20 protein-coding genes and 1 riboswitch are annotated in these 19,489 nt (G+C 68.2%); of the genes, 11 read left to right on the top strand and 9 right to left on the bottom strand.

The window, feature by feature from the left end:
* Nucleotides 1–62 precede the first annotated feature (62 nt).
* Together ACSQ2H_RS14005 and ACSQ2H_RS14000 are read left to right on the top strand one after the other, a co-directional pair.
* Entirely contained in the window at nt 63–278 is a 216-nt protein-coding gene (locus ACSQ2H_RS14005; RefSeq protein WP_436062001.1) for a hypothetical protein, read from the top strand.
* A 12-nt stretch (nt 279–290) separates the two neighbouring features.
* The gene (locus tag ACSQ2H_RS14000) at nt 291–503 is read left to right on the top strand and encodes a hypothetical protein (protein ID WP_436062000.1); all 213 of its coding nucleotides are present in this window, start codon (nt 291–293) and stop codon (nt 501–503) included.
* On the opposite strand, the gene ACSQ2H_RS13995 is transcribed toward ACSQ2H_RS14000, so the two are convergent.
* Nucleotides 496–708 (bottom strand): ribbon-helix-helix domain-containing protein, encoded by a 213-nt coding sequence (locus tag ACSQ2H_RS13995; protein WP_436061999.1) that lies wholly within the window; start codon nt 706–708, stop codon nt 496–498. The two genes, ACSQ2H_RS14000 and ACSQ2H_RS13995, sit on opposite strands and share 8 nt — an antisense overlap.
* 120 nt (nt 709–828) lie before the next feature.
* Between ACSQ2H_RS13995 and ACSQ2H_RS13990 the strand changes: the two genes are divergently transcribed.
* A complete protein-coding gene (locus ACSQ2H_RS13990; protein ID WP_436061998.1) occupies nt 829–1,611 on the top strand; it encodes a Coq4 family protein in 783 nt (260 codons plus the stop codon).
* Between the two features lie 102 nt (nt 1,612–1,713).
* On the opposite strand, the gene ACSQ2H_RS13985 is transcribed toward ACSQ2H_RS13990, so the two are convergent.
* The gene (locus ACSQ2H_RS13985; RefSeq protein ID WP_436061997.1) at nt 1,714–1,896 is read right to left on the bottom strand and encodes a DUF4169 family protein; all 183 of its coding nucleotides are present in this window, start codon (nt 1,894–1,896) and stop codon (nt 1,714–1,716) included.
* Between the two features lie 204 nt (nt 1,897–2,100).
* Here ACSQ2H_RS13985 and ACSQ2H_RS13980 point away from each other — a divergent pair, with 204 nt between their 5' ends.
* The 3 genes from ACSQ2H_RS13980 to ACSQ2H_RS13970 all read left to right on the top strand — a co-directional run bounded on the left by ACSQ2H_RS13980 (nt 2,101) and on the right by ACSQ2H_RS13970 (nt 4,485).
* Nucleotides 2,101–3,801, top strand: a complete 1,701-nt coding sequence (locus ACSQ2H_RS13980; RefSeq protein WP_436061996.1) for a CHASE domain-containing protein — start codon at nt 2,101–2,103, stop codon at nt 3,799–3,801.
* A gap of 132 nt (nt 3,802–3,933) precedes the next feature.
* Nucleotides 3,934–4,164, top strand: a complete 231-nt coding sequence (locus ACSQ2H_RS13975) for a DUF2171 domain-containing protein (RefSeq protein WP_436061995.1) — start codon at nt 3,934–3,936, stop codon at nt 4,162–4,164.
* A 90-nt stretch (nt 4,165–4,254) separates the two neighbouring features.
* Nucleotides 4,255–4,485, top strand: a complete 231-nt coding sequence (locus ACSQ2H_RS13970; RefSeq protein ID WP_436061994.1) for a DUF2171 domain-containing protein — start codon at nt 4,255–4,257, stop codon at nt 4,483–4,485.
* Between the two features lie 65 nt (nt 4,486–4,550).
* Here ACSQ2H_RS13970 and ACSQ2H_RS13965 read toward each other — a convergent pair whose 3' ends face one another.
* Nucleotides 4,551–5,753: a pyridoxal phosphate-dependent aminotransferase gene (locus tag ACSQ2H_RS13965; protein WP_436061993.1), complete on the bottom strand. Its 1,203-nt coding sequence runs from the start codon at nt 5,751–5,753 to the stop codon at nt 4,551–4,553.
* A 164-nt stretch (nt 5,754–5,917) separates the two neighbouring features.
* On the opposite strand from ACSQ2H_RS13965, the gene ACSQ2H_RS13960 reads away from it, so the two are divergent.
* Nucleotides 5,918–6,730 (top strand): GNAT family N-acetyltransferase, encoded by an 813-nt coding sequence (locus tag ACSQ2H_RS13960; RefSeq protein ID WP_436061992.1) that lies wholly within the window; start codon nt 5,918–5,920, stop codon nt 6,728–6,730.
* Between the two features lie 40 nt (nt 6,731–6,770).
* Here the strand turns inward: ACSQ2H_RS13960 and metE are convergent, their stop codons facing one another.
* Nucleotides 6,771–9,089, bottom strand: a complete 2,319-nt coding sequence (metE, locus tag ACSQ2H_RS13955; protein ID WP_436061991.1) for a 5-methyltetrahydropteroyltriglutamate--homocysteine S-methyltransferase — start codon at nt 9,087–9,089, stop codon at nt 6,771–6,773.
* A gap of 109 nt (nt 9,090–9,198) precedes the next feature.
* Nucleotides 9,199–9,429, bottom strand: a riboswitch (cobalamin riboswitch).
* A 168-nt stretch (nt 9,430–9,597) separates the two neighbouring features.
* Between metE and ACSQ2H_RS13950 the strand changes: the two genes are divergently transcribed.
* Nucleotides 9,598–10,662: a linear amide C-N hydrolase gene (locus ACSQ2H_RS13950; RefSeq protein WP_436061990.1), complete on the top strand. Its 1,065-nt coding sequence runs from the start codon at nt 9,598–9,600 to the stop codon at nt 10,660–10,662.
* Between the two features lie 3 nt (nt 10,663–10,665).
* On the opposite strand, the gene ACSQ2H_RS13945 is transcribed toward ACSQ2H_RS13950, so the two are convergent.
* From ACSQ2H_RS13945 to ACSQ2H_RS13930, 4 genes are all read right to left on the bottom strand, one after another.
* Complete coding sequence (locus ACSQ2H_RS13945; protein ID WP_436061989.1) at nt 10,666–11,451, bottom strand: hypothetical protein; 786 nt, start codon at nt 11,449–11,451, stop codon at nt 10,666–10,668.
* A 78-nt stretch (nt 11,452–11,529) separates the two neighbouring features.
* Nucleotides 11,530–13,143, bottom strand: a complete 1,614-nt coding sequence (locus ACSQ2H_RS13940; protein ID WP_436061988.1) for an alkaline phosphatase D family protein — start codon at nt 13,141–13,143, stop codon at nt 11,530–11,532.
* Between the two features lie 91 nt (nt 13,144–13,234).
* Nucleotides 13,235–15,469, bottom strand: coding sequence for a TonB-dependent receptor (locus ACSQ2H_RS13935; protein ID WP_436061987.1), 2,235 nt, complete (start codon nt 15,467–15,469; stop codon nt 13,235–13,237).
* 129 nt (nt 15,470–15,598) lie between these two features.
* On the bottom strand, nt 15,599–16,876 hold the full coding sequence (locus tag ACSQ2H_RS13930; RefSeq protein ID WP_436061986.1) for a TetR/AcrR family transcriptional regulator: 1,278 nt from the start codon (nt 16,874–16,876) through the stop codon (nt 15,599–15,601).
* Nucleotides 16,877–16,987: 111 nt separating this feature from the next.
* Here ACSQ2H_RS13930 and ACSQ2H_RS13925 point away from each other — a divergent pair, with 111 nt between their 5' ends.
* Nucleotides 16,988–17,434 carry a VOC family protein gene (locus ACSQ2H_RS13925; protein WP_436061985.1) on the top strand — a complete coding sequence of 149 codons (447 nt, stop codon included), beginning with the start codon at nt 16,988–16,990 and terminating at the stop codon, nt 17,432–17,434.
* Nucleotide 17,435: 1 nt separating this feature from the next.
* On the opposite strand, the gene ACSQ2H_RS13920 is transcribed toward ACSQ2H_RS13925, so the two are convergent.
* Nucleotides 17,436–17,858, bottom strand: a complete 423-nt coding sequence (locus ACSQ2H_RS13920; RefSeq protein WP_436061984.1) for a secondary thiamine-phosphate synthase enzyme YjbQ — start codon at nt 17,856–17,858, stop codon at nt 17,436–17,438.
* 77 nt (nt 17,859–17,935) lie between these two features.
* Here ACSQ2H_RS13920 and ACSQ2H_RS13915 point away from each other — a divergent pair, with 77 nt between their 5' ends.
* Together ACSQ2H_RS13915 and ACSQ2H_RS13910 are read left to right on the top strand one after the other, a co-directional pair.
* Nucleotides 17,936–18,664: a TVP38/TMEM64 family protein gene (locus tag ACSQ2H_RS13915; RefSeq protein ID WP_436061983.1), complete on the top strand. Its 729-nt coding sequence runs from the start codon at nt 17,936–17,938 to the stop codon at nt 18,662–18,664.
* Nucleotides 18,664–19,281 (top strand): glutathione S-transferase family protein, encoded by a 618-nt coding sequence (locus ACSQ2H_RS13910; RefSeq protein WP_436061982.1) that lies wholly within the window; start codon nt 18,664–18,666, stop codon nt 19,279–19,281. Before ACSQ2H_RS13915 ends, ACSQ2H_RS13910 begins: the two co-directional genes overlap by 1 nt.
* The last annotated feature ends 208 nt before the right edge of the window (nt 19,282–19,489 follow it).

Here is a 19,489-nt window from a genome sequence, read left to right as displayed (position 1 = left end):
CCCGGAACCGCGACGTCCAGCGTTCGTTTTCCACCTCGACCATGACGGCCAGGGAGGTGTTCATGGCGGATCGAACGAGTTCAAGCACGTTGATCTGGTTGGCGATCCTCATCGGGGCGCTGGTCCTGGGCATCGCCGCCATCGGCTATGCGGTGATGAGCCGTCAGGCGGAGGCTGACTTGCCGAAGTCGATCGATGTGGACATCAACGTCCCGCGGCCGCCATCCTTGCCCGACGCGCCGAAGCTGCCGGACGCGCCCATCCCGACTCCCAAGTAGCCCGGACCCGCCGTGACCGACGACGATCTTCCTCCGCAGCCCCCGCGTAAGCCCATTCCGCTGTTCCTGTGGGCGCTGATCGGGTTCCTGGTGGTGCTCGGGTTCATGTTCGCGATGCGGGCGCTCAACCCGCCCGGGGCTGGCATGGGAGGGACGTCGCCGGACATCGTGCTGCCGGACGCTCCCCAGCCGGCGCCGCTGCCGGATGCGCGCCCCGTCAGCTAGCGCGGGCGTAGGCGAGGGCGGCCACCCGGCAGGCCGAGGCCAGCGGCCGTTCGCCCCGGCCTTCGTCGATCTGGGCGATCAGCACCGCCAGGGTTACGCCCCGGCTTGCGGCCATCTCGTCCATCACCGCCCAGAACTCCGGCTCCAGCGCCATCGAGGTGGCGTGCCCGGACAGCAGGATCGAACGTTTCTTCAAGGAAGCCATGGGTAGAGTTGTGGCTCAGGCGCCACGTTGCAGCCAAGCATTCCTTTGTTATCTTGCAAAAAGATGACGCATGCGTCATTTTCGATTCAAACGTTGTTCGCATTGAAGGCTGCTTCCCCCATGGCCATGACCGCCGACGCTCTCGACGCCCCCGTGCTTCGCCAGGCCGCGCCTGCGAATGCGTCTCTGCCCAAGCCGCGGCTGCAGTGGGGCGCGGCCCTGAAGGCGCTGCAGCGCCTGCTGAACGACAAGGAAGACACCGGACAGGTGTTCGAGATCATGCGCGCGCTGAACGGCACCTCGACCGCCGACTGCTATCAGCGCCTGCTGACCACCACTCAGGGCGGCCGCATCGCTTACGAGCGGGAAGAGTTCGCGGATCGTCTGATGGACGACGCGTGGCTGGACTCGCTGCCGGACGGCAGCGTCGGCGCGGCCTATCGCGAGTTCATCCGTTCCGAGCAGCTGTCGGCCGAAGGACTGGCCGAAGTCAGCCGCATCAAGGGTAACGAAGTCGACATCGTGCACCCCTACGCCTGGATGGGCCGCCGTACGCGCGACGTGCACGACATCTGGCACATCCTGTCGGGCTATCACCGCGATGGCCTGGGCGAGTCCTGCCTGGTGGCGTTCTCATACGCCCAGACCAAGGGCCTGGGCTGGGCGCTGATCGGGCTCGGCGCGGCCTCCCGCTCGCGCGGCTCCGACTATCCGTACGTCAAGGCGATCTGGCAGGGTTACAAGCGCGGCAAGGCCGCCGCCTGGCTGCTCGGCGAGGACTACGAGCGCCTGATGGCCGAGCCGCTTGAGGCGGCGCGCAAGCGCCTCGGCATCACGCCGGCGACGATCTACGATTCCATCCCGGCGGCCGCCCGCGACGCGGCGGTTCCGGCCCGGATGTAACCAGTCCTACGCGCCGATCCGGGGGGACGGCGCGCAGGCGGCGCTGTGCACAGCGCCGGGCGGGTGGGGGAGTGTCGAGCCTTCCCCACCCACGCCCTTGCCTTACTCAGGCTTTTCGAGCTTGGCGCCGTCCAGCGTCTGTTCGGCCTTCTTCGTCTCGGCCTTCGAAACATCCTTGTCGTTCTTGGTGCGGCCGAACCTGACGCGGTTCTCCTGCGCCTGGTCGCGCGCGCGTTCGCGCTCGCGCGCCTTGCGGGCCTTGTTCAGGTTTACGACGTTGCTCATACGCCCTCCTGGCCGCTGGCGATCGAATGCGCCCGGGGCCTGCCATGGGCCGCGTGCTCCTCCAGATACGCCCTCCGCGGCCCGATGTCAGGCGGCGCCGCTCCCTTGTGCGGCAAGCGGTCTCCTGGCTCAAAATAACGGCGTTCTTTCCTGGGCGCCTATTCGGAGCTAAGGCGTTGATGTCGGCTAGGATCGGATGACGCCGTGGCGGCCAGCTTTCGCGAGAGACTGATGGAGCGGGTGAGGGGATGGCCGGTCCTCACCTGGCCAGCCATCGTCGCGGCGGTCGGTCTCGTCGCCACCTTGTCCGGCTCCTACATGATGGAACAGGGGCGGCAGGCGCGGGAAAGCCTGCGCTTCGACGCCATCGTCGACCAGGCTAACGAGGCGGTCGCCAATCGCCTGGACACCTACATGGCCGTGCTGCGGGCCGGTGCTGGGCTGTTCGCCGCCAGCGAAGACGTCAGCGCCAGCGAGTTCCGCGCCTTCGCCCAGCGCGTGGAGCTGACGCGCCGCTATCCCGGCATCCAGGGCATCGGCTACACCAAGCGCGCGGCCGCCGGCGGCGGGCCGGACCTGATCACCTACATGCGCGCCGAGGGCGTGCCCGACGCCCCGCTGCGGCCGCCGGGCGATGGTGAGTTCTACGCCATCGTCTATCTGGAGCCGCTCGACTTCGTGAACCGGCGGGCGCTCGGCTTCAACATGTACGCCTTCCCGGTGCGGCGCGAGGCCATGGACCGGGCGCGCGATACGGGGCTTCCAGCGCTGTCAGGCAAGGTCGAGGCGATCGAGGAGGTCGAGACCAAACGTCAGGCGGGCTTCCTGATCTACGAGCCCGTCTATCGCGGAGGGGACGTCCCCGACACCGTCGAAGTGCGCCGGGAGCGGCTGGAAGGGTTCGTCTACGCTCCGTTCCAGGCCGGCGACCTGCTGGCCAGCGTGCTGCCGGCGGCCAAAGGCGCGGGGCTCGATTACGCGGTCTATGACGGCTCGCCCTCGGTCAGCACCTTGCTCAGTCAGTCGCCGGAAGCGGCGGCGCAACGCGGCGGCCTGGTGGCGACGCGCACGCTCGACATCGCCGGGCGTACATGGACCATCATCTATCGCGCCCGGAGCGACTACGACCATGGCGCCGACCGATGGGTCTCGCTGGCGTTCATCATCGGCGGCCTGTTGGCGACAACCCTGGTCTGCCTGGCGACTTGGCGGCAGGTGAGGGCGCGTCTGGCCGCAGAGCGCGAGATCGTGGCGCGCATCGCCGCCGAGGCGCGCCAGAAGCTGTTGCTGGACGAGTTGAACCATCGGGTGAAAAACACCCTGGCGACAGTCCAGTCGATCGCCGCTCAGAGCCTTCGCCACGGCGCCGACGTCAACAGCGTGCGCAAGAGCTTCGAGGCGCGTCTGATCGCCCTGTCCCAGGCCCACAACCTGCTGACGCGGGACAACTGGACCGGCGTCAGCCTGGCCGAGTTGATCGAGAGCGAACTCAGTCCTTACGGCGGCGATCACGGCGAGCGAGTGATCGTAACCGGCGAAGCGGTCTGGCTGCCGCCCAACACCGCCGTCGCCCTCGGCATGGCGTTCCACGAACTGGCCACCAACGCGGTGAAGTACGGCGCACTCTCCAACGACGATGGTCACGTGCAGGTGACCTGGACCCTGACGCCGGGCTCCGGTCCGCGCCAGATCCGCATCATCTGGCGGGAAATCGGCGGGCCGCCGGTCGAGGCTCCAGATCGCCGCGGTTTCGGGACGCGGGTCATCGTCGGCGGTCTGGCGCATCAACTCGACGGGGTGGTCGATCTCGATTTTGCGCGGGACGGGGCGGTCTGCACCATCGTCTTCCACCTGCCGGCGGCCGGCGCCGAAGAAGACATCCTTGATCTCGGGTCAGCTGCGTAGAAATTGCGCAATGAGCTACCGATAGTTGAGATATTTTAGGGTGTTAGAGCAAATCTGTTCAAAATTGGCGGCCAGCTGAAACCCGTTAAGGTTACGCCCGTTCTCCCGGCGCACGACACCCAGGAGATGCGCATGGCGACCTTCATTCGCTCCAGGATGGAAATCATCGGCTCAGACGGCGGCCATCTGGGGCACGTCAACCATGTCGTCGGCGACGACATCGAACTGGCCGAGGTGAAGCCGGACGGCGCGAGCCGCCGGCGCCTGATCCCGGTCAGTTGGGTCCACGACATCGACGGCGATCAGATCCGGCTGAACCTCAATGGCGGGGCGGCGAGGGCCGCCTGGCGAGAGGCGCGGTAGCGGCCCTTTATCTCCGGCCAAGCTGAAACCGCCCGGCGGCGGGTTCGTTCTCCTGCGACCCCCGAAACACCGAGTAGCAGGAGAAACGCCATGCATCCCGGCATTCGCGAACATATGGAAGTCATCGGCTCGGACGGCGGCCACGTCGGCCGCGTCGACCACGTCATCGGCGACGACATCGAGCTCGCCAAGCTCGACCTCGGCGGAGGGCTCAAGCACCACCTCATCCCGCTCTCCTGGGTGGACGACGTGGTGGACGAGAAGGTCCGATTGAACCTGACCAAGGAAGCCGCCAAGGCGGCTTGGCGCGAGAAGCACTAGGCCTTCAAGCAAAAACGGCCCGGAGCAATCCGGGCCGTTTTCACTTTCAGCTGTAAGCCGAGGACTTAGGCCACGTTGGCGCAGAAGCGCTGGATGCGGCTGCAGGCGTCTTCGAGCACCGCGTTCGAGGTCGCGTAGCTGATGCGGAAGAACGGCGAGAGGCCGAAGGCCGCGCCGAACACCACCGAGACGCCTTCCTGTTCCAGCAGTTCGACCGCGAAATCCTGGTCGTTTTCGATGACCTTGCCGGAGGGGCTCTTCTTGCCCAGCAGCTTTTCCACCGACGGATAGACGTAGAACGCGCCTTCCGGGGTCGGGCAGGCGATGCCGTTGGCCTGGTTCAGCATCGAGACCACCAGGTCGCGGCGGGCTTCGAACAGCTTGGCGTTCGGCTTGATGAACTCCTGGGTGCCGTTCAGCGCCTCGACCGCCGCCCATTGCGAGATGGAGGCCGGGTTCGAGGTCGTCTGGCTCATCACCTTGGCCATGGACTTGATCAGCGCTTCCGGGCCGGCCGCGTAGCCGATCCGCCAGCCGGTCATGGCGTAGGCCTTGCTGACCCCGTTCATGGTCAGGGTGCGGTCGTAGAGCGCCGGCTCGACCTGGGCGATGGTCCAGAACTGGAAGTCGCCGAACACCAGGTGCTCGTACATGTCGTCGGTCAGGATCCACACGTGCGGATGGCGCAGCAGCACGTCGGCGATGCCGCGCAGTTCTTCCTTGGTGTAGGCCGCGCCGGACGGGTTCGACGGGGAGTTCAGGAACACCCACTTGGTCTTCGGCGTGATCGCCGCTTCCAGGTCGGCGGGCTGCAGCTTGAAGCCGGTCGCATCCGAGGTGGCCACGGCCTTGGGCGTGCCGCCGGCCAGCAGCACGATGTCCCAGTAGCTGACCCAGTACGGCGTCGGAATGATCACTTCGTCGCCGGGGTTCAGCGTCGAGATCATGGCGTTCCAGATCACCGGCTTGCCGCCGGGCGAGACGTTCACCTGGCTGGTCTTGTAGGTCAGGCCGTTCTCGCGCTGGAACTTCGCGACGATGGCTTCCTTCAGTTCCGGAATGCCGTCGACGTTGGTGTACTTGGTCTTGCCCTCGCGGATCGCCTTGATGGCGGCTTCCTTGATGTTGTCGGGCGTGTCGAAGTCCGGCTCGCCCGCCGCCAGCGAAATCACGTCGCGGCCCTGCGCTTTCAGTTCCCGGGCTTTCGCATCGGCCGCCAGGGTGGCGGACGGCTTGACGCGGGCGAGCGCGGAGGATTCGAGCGACATGGCGGGCAGACTCCCGGAGCAGGTTGAATGGAACGCGCGCGGTTTAACCGAAGGCCGCGCAAAGGCAAAGCGGGCAAGCGAACCGCGGCGCCGATTCCGCCCCCGCGGGCGCAAGTCGCTGCTAAGCTTCACCGGGCGTGAGTGGGGGTGAGATGGACCAAGCGGTGAGCCTTCGCCTTGGGGGACCGGCCGACGCCGGGGCAATCGGCGCGTTGACCCGCGAGGCCTATGCGAAATGGGTCCCGCTGATCGGCCGCGAACCGCTGCCGATGCAGGTCGACTACGCCCAGGCGCTGCAGGCGCATCGTTTCGACCTGCTGTACGCCGGTGAGGCGTTGGCGGCGCTGATCCAGACGGTGGCCGATGGCGATCAGTTGCTGGTCGTCAACGTCGCCGTGCGGCCGGCCTTCCAGAGCCGCGGTTTCGGCGTTCGGTTGATGGCGCTGGCCGAGCAGATCGCCGCTGACGCCGGGCTGGCGGGCGTGCGGCTCTACACCAACCAGCGCTTCGCGGCGAACATCGCGCTCTACGCCTCGCTCGGCTACCGGATCGACCGCGAGGAGGCCCTTAACGGGGGCGTGGCCGTGCACATGTCCAAGCGGATCGAGCATCGCCAGGCGATCGCCGCCGCCATCGCCTGCGTCGAGGCCTTTACCGAGCGCTTCAACGCCCGCGACGCAGCGGGCATGGACGATCTGCTGCACTTTCCGCACGTCATTCTCGACGGCGAGCAGCTGATCGTCTGGAAGACCCGAGGCCAACTGCCGGCCGACTTCTTCGAGGGGCTGGCCGCCCGCGGCTGGCGGCGCAGCACCTACCAGGACAAGCGCGCGGTGCTTTCCAGTCCGAGCAAGGTCCACCTGCTGATCGAATACTCGCGCGACGGGGAGGGCGGCGACGTGCTCAGCCGCCACGCCAACCTCTGGATCGTCACCTGCGAGAACGGCCGCTGGGGGATCCGGCAGCGCTCCTACTAGACCCTGCGGCCGCCGCATAGCCGCGGCCGCAGGGCTGTAATCAGCTGGCCCGCGCGGTTCTCGCCGCCTCGACCATGTTGACCAGGGCGGCGCGGGTCTCCGGCCACCTGCGCGTCTTCAGCCCGCAGTCCGGATTGACCCACAGCTGGCCCGACGACAGCCGCGTACGGGCGGCGGTCAGCAGGTCGCCCATCTCGGCGACGGCCGGCACGCGCGGCGAGTGGATGTCATAGACCCCGGGGCCGATCTCGGCCGGATAGGCGTAGCCGGCGAAGGCGTCGAGCAGCTCCATCTGGGAGCGGGCGGTCTCGATCGAGATGACGTCCGCGTCCATCGCTCCGATCGCGGCGATGATGTCGTTGAACTCGGAGTAGCACATGTGGGTGTGGATCTGGGTGTGGTCGGCGACGCCGCCGGCGGTCAGCCGGAAGCACTCGACCGCCCAGGCGAGGTAGCCGTCCCAGTCGGCGCGCCGCAGCGGCAGGCCCTCGCGCAGGGCGGCCTCGTCGATCTGGATGATCTTGGCCCCGGCCGCTTCGAGGTCGAGCACCTCGTCGCGGATCGCTAAGGCGATCTGCCGACAAGCCAGTTCGCGCGGGACGTCGTTGCGCACGAACGACCAATTCAGGATCGTCACCGGCCCGGTCAGCATCCCCTTCATCGGTCGCTGGGTCAGGCTCTGGGCGTAGCGCCACCACTCGACCGTCATCGGCGCCGGCCGCGAGACGTCGCCATACAGGATCGGCGGGCGCACGCAGCGCGATCCATAGGACTGCACCCAGCCTTGTTTGGTGAAGGCGAAGCCGCTGAGCTGCTCGCCGAAGTACTGGACCATGTCGTTGCGCTCGAACTCGCCGTGGACCAGGACGTCGAGACCGATCTCCTCCTGCCAGCGCACGGTGCGGGCGGTCTCTTCGCGCAGGAAGGCGGCGTAGTCGGCGTCGCTGAGGTCGCCTTTGTCATGGGCGGCGCGGGCCTTGCGGACCTCGTCGGTCTGCGGAAACGAGCCGATCGTGGTGGTCGGAAACGCCGGCAGGTCGAGCCGCGGGATCTGCAGCGCCTGGCGGCGGCTGAAGCCCGAGGTCCGCTGGGCCATGGCCGGGGTGGCTGCGGCCAGCCGCTCGGCGACCGCAGCATCGTGGATCTTCGGTGAAACGGCCCGGGCCTTCGCCGCCGCGGTCGAGGCGGCCAGCGCCTCGGCGACGCTGCCGCGTCCCGTGTTCAGGGCTTGGGCGAGGACGACGAGCTCCTCGATCTTCTGGACCGCGAAGGCTAGCCAGGAGCGCACGTCCTCATCGAGCGTCTTCTCCTGGGCCAGGTCGATCGGCGTGTGGAGCAGGGAGCAGGACGGCGCCAGCACCACCTCGCGGTCGGTGGCCAGCAGCGGCTCCAGCCGGTCCAGCAGCCGCTCAAGATCTGCGCGCCAGACGTTGCGCCCGTCGATGACGCCGAGCGACAGCACCATTCCGCTCGGCGCGTTGGCCAGCACCCGGTCGAACTGCTCGGGCGCACGCACCAGGTCGACGTGCAGGCCGGCGACCGGCAGGGCGAGCGCGGTCTCCAGGTTGTCGTCCAGTCCGCCGAAATAGGTGGTCAGCATCAGCTTCACCCCCGGCGCCGTGCGGGCCAGCAGGCGGTAGGCCCGGTGCAGGGCCTTGCGGTCGGCGTCGGCGAGGTCGGTGACCAGGCACGGCTCGTCGATCTGCACCCACCGGGCGCCGGCCTGCTCCAGCCGGTTCAGCACCGTCGCGTAGACCGGCAGCAGGTCGTCCAGCAGGCTGAGCGGGTCGAAGCCCTCGACCTTGCTCTTGGCCAGTTTCAGGAAGGTCACGGGCCCCAGCAGCACCGGCCGGGTGACGACGCCCAGCGCCTTGGCCTCGACGAACTCGTCGATCGCCTTGGTGGAGGCGAGCTGGAAAGTCTGGCCCGGCGACACTTCCGGCGTCAGGTAGTGGTAGTTGGTGTCGAACCACTTGGTCATCTCGGCGGCCGGGACGTCGACCGCGTGGCGATGGCCGTGGCCGCACTCGGCGTGCTCGGCCTCGCCCTGGGCGCCCCGCGCCATCGCGAAATAGGTGTCCACGTCCAGCGGTCCGCCGGTCCAGCCGTAGATCGTGGGGATCGCGCCGACCATGGCGCTGGTGTCGAGCACATGGTCGTAGAGCGAGAAGTCGTTGCTGGGCACGTGGTCGACGCCCAACTGCGCCTGGCGCCGCCAGGTCCTGGCGCGCAGGTCGGCGGCCAAGGCCAGCAATTCGGCGCGGTCGGACTTGCCCGACCAATAGCGTTCGAGGGCGGTCTTCAGCTCGCGGCGGGGACCGATACGGGGAAATCCAAGGGTGGCGACGGTGACGGACATAGCCTCTGCCATTCTGTTGTGGCGAGGCATGGCTCGGTCGCGAGCGCGCACACGCCGGCGAGGGAGCGTCGACGCGACAGGCTTGCGGCCTGACCGGACACCCCGCCGGAGGACGTTATCTGTCGAGGCAGGTCTCCTGGCTCACGGGTCGACGCTCTGGTCCGGCCTTCCCAGCGCAGAATGACGCCAGTGACACACAGATGGACCTCGGCTCGCCGCTCACAGTTGCGGGGGCAGCCCCGGCATGGACGCCGCATCGGAGGATGCGTCGTCGTCACCGGATTCCCTCTTAGCTCTTGGAGCGCGAGCGCCCCAGAGAACCACGACGCCGCCATTCAGCGCCGATCGTGCCGGTTCGTCAAGGGTGATATAAAGATATCCTTATATCGTTATGCCCCAACCAAGGGCGCTTGCTTGCCGACGGGTGTTGCGACAACACTTGCAATTGCAGGGCGTGGGAAATCGCATTGCGAGGCGCGGCGGGGGCGGGCCTGGCTGGAGAACGGCTGTGTTCAATTCTGTGCTGTCCATTTTGCCGGGCCTGTTGGCGGCCGCGGCCCTGGTGCTCGTCCCGGCGGCGGCCAACGCCTGCACCCGCGTGGTCTATCTCGGCGCCAACAACGACGTGATCACCGCCCGGTCGATGGACTGGAAGGTCGACGTCCAGACGAACCTCTATGTCTTCCCGCGCGGCATGAGCCACGACGGTCAGGCCGGGCCCAACTCCATCAAGTGGACCTCGAAGTACGGCAGCGTGATCGCCACCGGCTATGACATCTCGACCACCGACGGCATGAACGCGGGCCTCGTCGCAAATGTCCTGTGGCTGGTGGAGTCGGAGTATCCGGCTTTCGGCAAGGGCTCCAAGCCGGGCCTGACCATCGCGGCCTGGGCGCAGTACGTGCTCGATAACTTCGCCACGGTCAGCGAGGCGGTCGCCGCCCTGGAGAAGGAGCCCTTCACCATCGTCACCGACGCCGTACCCGGCGAGCAGCGCCTGGCGACCCTGCACCTGTCGATGTCGGACGCCAGCGGCGACAGCGCCATCGTCGAGTACATCGGCGGCAAGCAGGTCATCCACCACGACCGGAAGTATCAGGTGATGACCAACTCCCCGACCTTCGACGAGCAGTTGGCCCTCAACGCCTACTGGAAGGAAATCGGCGGCACGGTGATGCTGCCCGGGACCAATCGGTCCGCCGACCGGTTCGCTCGCGCGTCGTTCTATACGAACGCCATTCCCAAGAGCGAGGACCCCGTCGAGGCCCTGGCCAGCATGTTCGGGGTGATCCGAAACGCCTCGGTGCCGTTCGGCATCACCACGCCCGACCAGCCGAACATCTCCTCGACCCGCTGGCGCACGGTCGCCGACCACAAGCGCAAGCTGTACTTCTTCGAATCCGCCCTCACGCCCAACACCTTCTGGGTCGACCTGACCAAGCTCGACTTCACGCGAGAGACCGGCAAGGTGAAGCGGCTCGATCTCGGCAAGGACCAGCGCAACGTCTATGCGGGCGAGGTCTCGGCCCAGTTCAAGGAGGCCCCGCCGTTCAAGTTCCTTGGCCTGCAGTAGGGACTAAAGGCCCAGGCTCAATCCCACCACCGGACCCTGCTGGGTGACGTCCCAGCGGAAGGTCTGGCCGGTGAAGTCGTCGGTCTCGTACGACTGGTAGAGCACCCGGTAGCCGGCCCGCAGCACCGCGGGTCGGCTCAGCAGCTGCGTGCGGTAGCCGACGAAGGCCTGGGCGTTGACGCTGCGCTTGTCGTCGATGTCGAAGCCGCCGACGTCCGCCTGGCCGGATAGGTTCCAGCGGTCGGTGAGATCGAGGCTGGAGCGGACGCCGATGAACGGCTCGGTCCAGTCGGCCTTCTTCGAGGTCGCAAAGCCCAGCACCTCGACGTCGGCCTTCAGTTTGGTCCAGCGCACCCCGACCATCGGCTCGACCACGAAGCGCCGCGGCTCGCCGGTCACCGTGTCGCCGCCCTGGGGAGAGTCGTAGATCCGGTAGAAGATCCCGGCCATGGCGTTGACCTTGGTGATCCCGAGGCCCAGCTGCTGGGCCAGCAGTTCCTGCTCCTGGCTGCTCTTCACGTACTGGCCGTCGAGATAGAGCCCCCAGCGGCCGCGCATGATCTCGACCTCGGCCAGGGCGGCCAGGTCCAGGTTCTCCATAGCCTCTGAAAACGGCACGTCGACATGGGTGCGCAGTCCGGCCAGCGCCGCTTTGCCGTCGAGCGAGCCGGCCCAGACATAGGGGCTGACCGTGACGCTCCATTCGTCCTCGGCTCGGGCCGAAGTCGCAGCCGCGGCGGCCAGCAAGGAAAGAGCGCCCGCGCCCACGGCCGTCAGTCGTCGCGTCATCATAGCTGTCCCGCCCTCAGCGCCCGCAGTCGGGACGCCTGCGACGAACGTTCCGGCCGCGCTTGTCGTTCCCGGGGGCTACACCTTCTGGTCGAAGCGCCAAGGCTCTCCGGCGCGCGCTTCGACGCGCCGCGCGAGCATGGTGGTCGGGTCCGATCCGCGCGGATCGGCCACGGCGATGAACTCCGCGGTCACGGTTTCACGCGTGAGCCGCACGGCGATGAAGCCGATGGCCCGGTGGTCGCACCAGGCGATGTCGCGGTTGTTGGCGGCCAGGCGCTCGCCCAGCGGCGCGTCGTTCATGGCCAGCACCGCGCCCAGCGACGGGCCGGTGATCGTCGTCGCGGCGACCTCCAGCGCGACCTGACCCTGGGCGTCGTGCAGTTCGTTGGCGAAGGCCATGTGGCTGTCGCCTGACAGCACGACCGTCTTGGCGCCGGCGCGGCGAAGGATGTCGTAGATCCGCTGGCGCTCGGCGCCGTAGCCGCTCCAGGCGTCGAGGTTCAGCAGCGGAATCTGCAACCGGGTCATCTCGAAGAAGCCCTTGAGCTGGCCGCTGGCCGGCGCGAAGTCCGACATGTCCGGATAGTCGTAGTCGCCCATGATCGTGGCGCTGCCCAGCAGCACCCACGGGCGGCCGGCGGCGACCGAGCCCTCGACCTCGCGCGCCAGCCAGTCGAGTTGCTGGGCGCCGAGCATGGCGCGCTCGGGCGCGGCGATCTTGCGGCGGAAGCCGTCGATGTCGGGGATCTTGGTTCCGTCCGGGCCGGTGGTGAAGTCCAGGTCGCGCTGGATGTTCAGCTGCTGCCCGCGCGCCTTGAGCCGCGTCTCAGGGACAATCAACGTCGCGAGGTCGCCGAACGCCGCCGCCCGCTGGACGCCATAGGGATCGGCCGCCTCCGGATCGCGGATCGGCATCCACTCGTAGTAGGCGCGCACCGCCGCCGTCTTGCGGATCTCCCAGTCGCCCTGGCGCTCAGCCGCGTGGCCTTGCGCCCCGCCGGTCCAGTCGTCGTTGGCGATCTCGTGGTCGTCCCAGGTGCAGATCCACGGCGCGCGGGCGTGGGCGGCCTGCAGGTCGGCGTCGGTCCGCGCCTGGGCGAAGCGGCGGCGATAGTCGCTCAGCGTCAGGGCGTCGTGCGGCGGGTCGGCGGGGCGCAGCGTGGCCATGCCCGGATAGTTCGATGCGCCGTACTCGTAGATGTAGTCGCCGACGAACAGCACCGCGTCGAGCTCCGGCCGCTCGGCGATGGCGCGGTAACCGTGGAACCGGCCCATCGTGTACATGGCGCAGCACGCGACCACGAGGTTGAGCTCGTCGAGCCGCCCGCGGGCCAGCGTCCGCGTGCGCCCAACCGGCGAGGCGGCGCCGGCGGCTTCGAATTGGTACCAGTAGTCGGTTCCGGGGCTCAGGCCGGCCGGTTCGGCCTTGACCGTGAAGTCGCGCTCGGCCCTGGCCGTGAACTCGCCCTGGGCGACGACGTCGCGCATCTGCGGATCGCGGGCCAGCCGCCAGCGGCCGCCCGCTTCGCCGACGCCGGTCAGGCGCGTCCACAGCAGCACGCTCGTGGCGCCCGGCTCGCCGCTCGCGACGCCGTGCTGGAAGGGCGAGGGCGCGGCCAAGGCTGGCCCAGCGCTGGCCGCGCCCAGCGCCAGTCCGGTTCCGATCAAGGTTCGGCGGTCGAGGGCCATGCATGCTCTCCGAATGCAAAGATGCCCGCCGGGCGCGTCCTGCCCGGCGGGCCAGTGCTGGGGCCCGAGTGGGGCGCGGGCCCCGGGGGGATCAGTAGCGCCAGCTCATCCGCACGCCGTAGGTGCGCGGCGGATGCGGGGTGGCGGTGGCCGCCGAGATGAAGGCGTTGCGGGTCTCTTCGAAGTAGCTGTCGAGGGCGTTGTTCACCCACAGCCCGACCGAGTAGTTGCCGTTGATCGGGCGCGCGGTCAGGTTGGCGTTGACCAGCCAGTAGTCGCCGATCACCGAGTTCGACGTCGTGCTGAACAGCGAGCTGCGATAGTTGTAGTTGGTCTCGGCCTCGAACTGCCAGGGGCCGACGTCCATCACATAGCTGATCGCGCCCTTGTAGTCGGCGCGCGGGAAGGGCAGGCGCTCGCCCGAACGGTCGCTGTAGACGATGGTGTTGTACTGGCCGGTGACCGGATCGCGCGCGGCCTCGGTCGCGGCCGAGTTCACGAAGTAGAACTCGTCGTACTCGCCGTACTTGTAGCCCAGCGACTGGTTGATGGTCAGGCGATCGGTCGGCCGCCAGGTCAGCTCCAGCTCGCCGCCCCAGATGTGCGACTTCGGGATGTTGATCATCCGCCCGACCCGGCCGGTCTGGGTGTAGAGGATCCCCTGCAGCTGCTGGTCGCGGTAGTCGTAGTAGAAGGCCGAGAGGTTGACCCGCAGCTTGCGGTCGAAGAACTCCGACTTCACCCCGGCCTCATAGGCGTAGAGCGTCTCGGGCGTGAACGGCTCGAGCTGCTGGGGCAGGCCGCTGTTGTAGGTGGTGAAGCCGCCGGACTTCACGCCGCGGGCGGCGCTGGCGAACAGCAGGATGTCGTCGCTGGCCTTGTATTCCAGGCCGACCTTGCCGGACCACTCGCCCATCGACTGCTCGGCGTTGGTCGAGGCCAGGCGGCTCGGGACCGGAGCCAGGACCTGGGTCAGGAAGTCCTTCAGCTCGCGGGTCTCGTCCTCGTAGCGCAGGCCCGCCGACACCGTCAGCCGTTCGGTCAGGTCATAGTCGATGTTGCCGAACACGCCGGTGGTCTGGACCTCCTGCGTGTAGCTGGTGCTCATCCAGTTGCGCAGGGTCGAGGCTTCCGAGAAGTCCGAGTAGAAGCCGCCGTCCACGGTCTCGGTCGAGTGGTAGAGGCCGGCCAGCCAGCGGAAGGCGCCCTCGGCCGGCGAGACCAGCCGCACTTCCTGCGACAGGGTCTCGATGTCGTTGAAGAAGAACGTCCCGGCCTCGTTCGAGGCGGTGGCGTCCCAGTCGTTGAACTCGCGCCGCTCCAGGGTCTCGTAGGCGGCGACGGCGGTCAGCGCCGCCCAGCCGAAGTCGTGGCGCAGGCGGACATTGGCGCCCCAGCCCTCGTTGTCGCGGAACGGCTTGGCGTTCGGCGACACCCCGATCAGGTTGGCGAAGTAGGGGCTGATGCCCCAGCCGGTGATGCGGTGCTCGGTGTCGATCGGGTAGAGCCGGCCGATCGGCGCATAGTTGTGCGACTGGAAGGGGCGGGTGACAAGGCGCAGGCCCAGGCCGTCCGACTGGTCGCGGTTGTAGCGCAGCGAGCCGTCGATCTGGGTGGCGTCGGTCGGCTGCCAGTCCAGGCGCAGGCGCACCGCCCAGCGGTCCTTGTCGCCCAGCTCTTCCAGCGTGTCGCGGTGGTACTGCCAGGCGCCGCCCTGGTCGATCGTGGCGGCCAGGCGCGCCGACAGAGTGTCGGTCAGCGGGCCGGAGACGAAGCCGTCGGCGTGGACCGCGTTGTAGCGGCCGTACGAGGCGTTGATCCCGGCGTCGAAGGTCTTGGTCGGGGCGTTGGTGATGACGCTGACCGCGCCGCCGGTGGTGTTGCGGCCGTAAAGAATGCCCTGCGGTCCGCGCAGAACCTCGATGCGGGCGACGTCGAACAGCGCGCCCTGGGTCATCGAACCGTAGGGATAGGCGACCTCGTCGATATAGACGCCGACGGTCGAGGTGTTGTTGGCCGCATAGTCGGTCATGCCGACGCCGCGGATCCGGAACTGCGGCTGGCCGCCCCCCAGCTGGCTGGTGACCTCAAGGTTCGGCACGCTGTTCTCGAGGTCGTTGACGGTCTCGATGTTGCGGCGTTCCAGCTCGTCGCCGCTGATCACGGTCAGCGCCGTGGCCACCTTCTGCTCGGACTCCGCCCGCCGCCGGGCGGTGACAATCAGCTCGTCGACCTGGGCCGCGTCATCGGCATAGGCCGGCATGGCGGCGGCGCTGGCGCCGGTCAGCAGAACAGCGGCGATCGCCGCTTTGGACTTGATTTTCATGGATATCCCCGCCCCGAACTGGGTCACGCGAAAAAGCAGTCGTTCGATGCGGGTGGGCTATAGTGTCGGCTTGCGATGCTTTAATGACGCGCATCGTTATGCGAGCAAGAAAAACGATTGTTCGGTCTCTCAGGCTCGGGGCGCGATGGCCAGCGCCGCAGCTTCCAGCTGCATCCGCGGGGCTTCGGCCGGGAGCGGCTCGATGGCGTTCAGCAGCGCCCGGCCCTTGATCCAGATGGCGAAATGCGCGGCGCTCATCCGTGTCAGCGCGAACTGCGGCGGCCAGATCGCTTCGCGGCGCGCATAGGTCCCGCCGCCCTCCGGACCGCGCAGCAGCGCAGCCAGGTCTTGGAAGGCCGGATCGCGCCGCGCCAGCAGGCAGATCTGGGCGATCAGCCGGGCGTACTTCACATAGAAGCCGGCGCCCGCGGGGGCGCCGGGCGGGGCGAGCTTCAAGGTCGCGGCCATGAGTTCGGACCACGCCGCCAGGTCCGCCGGCCGGCTGCGGTCGAGCGGGCGGCGCCAGTCAAGATAGGTTGGGATCTCGCGGAATACGCTGTGCCAGATGGCCTGGGACAGGAACGTCCGCATGTCGCCGAAGTGGTAGAGGATCGTCGAGGTCGACGCCTTGGCGAGCTGGGTGACCGAGCGGTTGGTCACCGCTCCGACGCCGCCCTCCATGATCAGGTCGGCGGCGATGTCGAGCAGCCGCAGTTTCATCGATCCGGCTTCCAGGCCGGGTGGTTCTGGCGGCGTCAGGCCGGCCTCGATCCAGTCGAGCACCGGTGTCGGCGGCGACGGCGCGTCGAGCGCTCGCGCCATCAGCCCGTCCAGCGCCTCGCCCAGCAGCAGGTCGTAGTCGGCCCGGCCTATCAGGGCGCTGGCGTAGAGCCCTTCCATGGCAAGATAGGGCGCCAGCACCGGAGTCAGCCTTGCGAACGCCGGCGCGCGCGCCAGAAGTTCGGCCCAGGCCCGCTCGCGCAGGTGCGCCCAGGCTCGCAGCTGCGGGCCGGCGGCGAGGCAGGCCTCGTGGTCGGTCAGGTACTCTTCCCACACGCGCACGAAGCGCGCCTCGGGCGCGGCGCGCCGGACAATGTAGCCCGTCGCCAGGACGCGCAGGGTCGAGCGCTCGAGCGGCGCGCCCCGAGTTTGCGCCAGGAACCGCGCATGGAACTCGTCGTCGGCCTGCAGTCCGGCTTCGGCCACCGCGGCCAGCAGGCCGGCCTTGGTCTGGAACAGGTTGACGATGACGGTCGTGCTCTTGCCGATGGCCTGGGCGAGGTCGCGGATCGACAGCGCCGCCAATCCCTGGTCGGCGATGATCGCCATGGCCGCGGCGATGGCCTGGACGCGCAGCGCGTCCCGTCCGTCGCCGCCCTCGGGCCGAATGTCCGCCGCGTCCGCCATCGAGCCCCTTGATGGCCTGCCCGGGCTCCGCCGTCGAGAGGCGACGAAATGCGCCGTTCGGCGTTGTCGTCAGGGCGCGGCCGACGCCGGCCGCCTCCGAGGAGACGCCCCATGAAGATCGTCACCAGCCTCAGCTTCCAAGGCCAATGCCGGGCCGCCTTCGACTTCTACGCCAAGGTCCTGGGCGGCAAGGTCACCGCCGCCTTTCCGTACGGCGAGGGTCCGCCCGACATGCCGGTCGATCCCAAGTACAAGGACTGGCTGATGCACTGCTGGCTGGAGGCCGGCGACCAGGCGCTGATGGGCGCGGACATGGCACCCGAGTTCGCGCCGAATATCGACAAGCCCAAGAACGGCTTCGACGTCACCTTCCACAGCGAGGACGCGGCCGAGGCCCGCCGCGTGTTCGATGCTCTCTCGCAAGGCGGCAAGGTCACGATGCCGTTCGCCGAGACCTTCTGGTCGCCGGGCTACGGGGCGCTGACCGACCAGTTCGGCATTCCGTGGATGGTCAACGCGATCCCCGGCCCGGACTGGAAGCCGGCCGCCGGCGGCTGATCTAGGCCTCGCCCAGCAGATGCAGCGCCACCTCGCGGCGGTGTGGCTGACGGCGATGTTCGAACAGATAGACGCCCTGCCAGGTCCCCAGCGCCGGGGTCCCGCCGATGATCGGAATCGAGAGCTGCACTCCGGTCAGCGAGGCGCGGATGTGGGCCGGCATGTCGTCGGGCCCTTCGTCGTCGTGCGCGTATCGGCCCGGCGCTTCGGGCGCGATCGCCTCGAAATAGGCCTCCAGGTCGCTGCGCACCTCGCGCGCCGCGTTCTCTTGGATCAGCAGCGAGGCTGAGGTGTGCCGGCAGAAGACCGTCAGCAGCCCGGTCGTCACGCCCTGCCGTTCGGTCCAGCGCCGGACTTCGGCGCTGATCTCGTGCAGCCCACGCCCGCGGGTCTGGACGCTGAGGATGTCGACCGCCTGAAGCATGGCGCCAGCCTAGCGACCGGGCGCTGCGGGCGCGAGGTCTGCTTGACCACGCGGCGCGAACAGGCGACGGGAGAGCGATGCGCCGCATCATCCGCTTCCTCACCGAAATGGACGCCAAGGCCTGGCGCACGCTGGCCGTGTCCTTCGTGCTGTTCGGCGGCGTCGGCGTGGTCTTCCTGTTCGGCGCGCAGGTGCTGGGCTTCGACGGCGAGGCGACGGTCGAGCGCTGGCTGGGCCTGGCCTCCGACGGGCCCTGGGCCTTGCCGGTGGCCGTCGCCGCCTTCGCGATTCTCGCCTTCGTCGGAGTGCCGCAGTTCGTGCTCATCGCCGCCGCGGTGGTCGCCTTCGGGGCCTGGACCGGTTTCGCCTACAGCTGGATCGGGACCATGGTCTCGGCCCTGGTCGGGTTTTATCTCGGCCGGACGGCCGGCGCGCGCAGCCTGCAGCTGCTGTCGAGCCAGGGCGTGCAGCGGTTCATGGACCTGGTCGGCCGCAACGGCTTCCTGGCCAGCCTGATCGTGCGGCTGGTGCCCTCGGCGCCGTTCATCGTCGTGAACATGGCCGCGGGCGTCACCCCGATGCGGATGCGCGACTTCGCTTTCGGCACGGCGATCGGCATCGTGCCGAAGATCGTGCTCACCGCCTTCGCCGGCAATTCCATCGTCCAGGTGCTGAAAGGCGAGGGCGGCGCCCACCTGCTGTGGCTCGCCCTGATCATCGCCGTCTGGATCGCCATCGGCTGGTTCGCCCGCAACTGGTTGAAGTCGCGCGAGGACGCGATCAGCGGGCCGATGAAGGACGACTGATGCTCAGGCTCTTCTATTCGACCGGCTCCTGCGCCCTGGCCTCGCACATCGCGCTGGAGGAGGCCGGCGCCGAGTACGAGGCGATCCGCATGGATCTGCGGGCCGGCGACCAGCACAAGCCCGAGTTCCTGGATCTCAATCCCAAGGGCCGGGTGCCCGCGCTCGTCACGAATCTGGGCGTCCTGACCGAAAACGTGTCGATACTGGCCTTCATCGCCCAGTCGTTTCCCGACGCGCGCCTGGCGCCGAGCGACCCATTCGGCTTCGGTCAGGTCCAGGCGTTCAACGCCTATCTCGCCTCGACCGTGCACGTGGCCCACGCCCACGGCCCGCGCGCCTCGCGCTGGGCCGACGATCCGGCCGCCCAGGCCGCGATGCGCGAGAAGGTCGCCGACAACATGGCCACCTGCTTCCAATTGATCGAAGACGAAATGTTCGCCGGTCCCTGGGTTATGGGCGAGCAGTACACGGTCTGCGACCCCTATCTGTTCACCATCGCCAGCTGGCTGGACGACGACGGGGTCGACCCCTCGCAGTTCCCGAAGATCAGCGAGCACATGGTCAAGATGATCGCCCGTCCGGCCGTCTGGAAGGCGCTGGCGATGGAAAACGTCTGATGCGGCGAAGGGGAAGGTTCTTGCGCGCATTCGCCTCAGGCGTTGATTTTGCGCAATAGTCTTGCGGCTGGGGCGTCGTTTGGGTACACACGGCGCCATGCGCACGCAGCCGAACAGCCTGCTTCTTCTTGACCTGGGGCTTAGCCGCCCCTGGGCGACCCTTTAGGCTGCGCGACTCCGCGGCCGGGCGCTCAGGGGACACTTCAAC

Origin of the sequence: Phenylobacterium sp. LjRoot97, assembly GCF_964254345.1 — a bacterium.
Taxonomy (GTDB): domain Bacteria; phylum Pseudomonadota; class Alphaproteobacteria; order Caulobacterales; family Caulobacteraceae; genus Phenylobacterium.
Note: the sequence above shows the minus strand (reverse complement) of the source record. Positions and strands in the feature narration are given on the sequence as shown.

Excerpts from the sequence above, each read along its gene's own strand:
- ACSQ2H_RS13975 (WP_436061995.1), top strand. The coding sequence starts at position 3,934 with ATGGCGACCTTCATTCGCTCCAGGATGGAAATCATCGGCTCAGACGGC.
- ACSQ2H_RS13935 (WP_436061987.1), bottom strand. The coding sequence starts at position 15,469 with ATGAAAATCAAGTCCAAAGCGGCGATCGCCGCTGTTCTGCTGACCGGC.
- metE (WP_436061991.1), bottom strand. The coding sequence starts at position 9,089 with ATGTCCGTCACCGTCGCCACCCTTGGATTTCCCCGTATCGGTCCCCGC.
- ACSQ2H_RS13995 (WP_436061999.1), bottom strand. The coding sequence starts at position 708 with ATGGCTTCCTTGAAGAAACGTTCGATCCTGCTGTCCGGGCACGCCACC.
- ACSQ2H_RS13990 (WP_436061998.1), top strand. The coding sequence starts at position 829 with ATGGCCATGACCGCCGACGCTCTCGACGCCCCCGTGCTTCGCCAGGCC.
- ACSQ2H_RS13915 (WP_436061983.1), top strand. The coding sequence starts at position 17,936 with ATGCGCCGCATCATCCGCTTCCTCACCGAAATGGACGCCAAGGCCTGG.
- ACSQ2H_RS13965 (WP_436061993.1), bottom strand. The coding sequence starts at position 5,753 with ATGTCGCTCGAATCCTCCGCGCTCGCCCGCGTCAAGCCGTCCGCCACC.
- ACSQ2H_RS13940 (WP_436061988.1), bottom strand. The coding sequence starts at position 13,143 with ATGGCCCTCGACCGCCGAACCTTGATCGGAACCGGACTGGCGCTGGGC.
- ACSQ2H_RS13910 (WP_436061982.1), top strand. The coding sequence starts at position 18,664 with ATGCTCAGGCTCTTCTATTCGACCGGCTCCTGCGCCCTGGCCTCGCAC.
- ACSQ2H_RS14005 (WP_436062001.1), top strand. The coding sequence starts at position 63 with ATGGCGGATCGAACGAGTTCAAGCACGTTGATCTGGTTGGCGATCCTC.
- ACSQ2H_RS13985 (WP_436061997.1), bottom strand. The coding sequence starts at position 1,896 with ATGAGCAACGTCGTAAACCTGAACAAGGCCCGCAAGGCGCGCGAGCGC.
- ACSQ2H_RS13930 (WP_436061986.1), bottom strand. The coding sequence starts at position 16,876 with ATGGCGGACGCGGCGGACATTCGGCCCGAGGGCGGCGACGGACGGGAC.
- ACSQ2H_RS13945 (WP_436061989.1), bottom strand. The coding sequence starts at position 11,451 with ATGACGCGACGACTGACGGCCGTGGGCGCGGGCGCTCTTTCCTTGCTG.
- ACSQ2H_RS13920 (WP_436061984.1), bottom strand. The coding sequence starts at position 17,858 with ATGCTTCAGGCGGTCGACATCCTCAGCGTCCAGACCCGCGGGCGTGGG.
- ACSQ2H_RS13925 (WP_436061985.1), top strand. The coding sequence starts at position 16,988 with ATGAAGATCGTCACCAGCCTCAGCTTCCAAGGCCAATGCCGGGCCGCC.
- ACSQ2H_RS13970 (WP_436061994.1), top strand. The coding sequence starts at position 4,255 with ATGCATCCCGGCATTCGCGAACATATGGAAGTCATCGGCTCGGACGGC.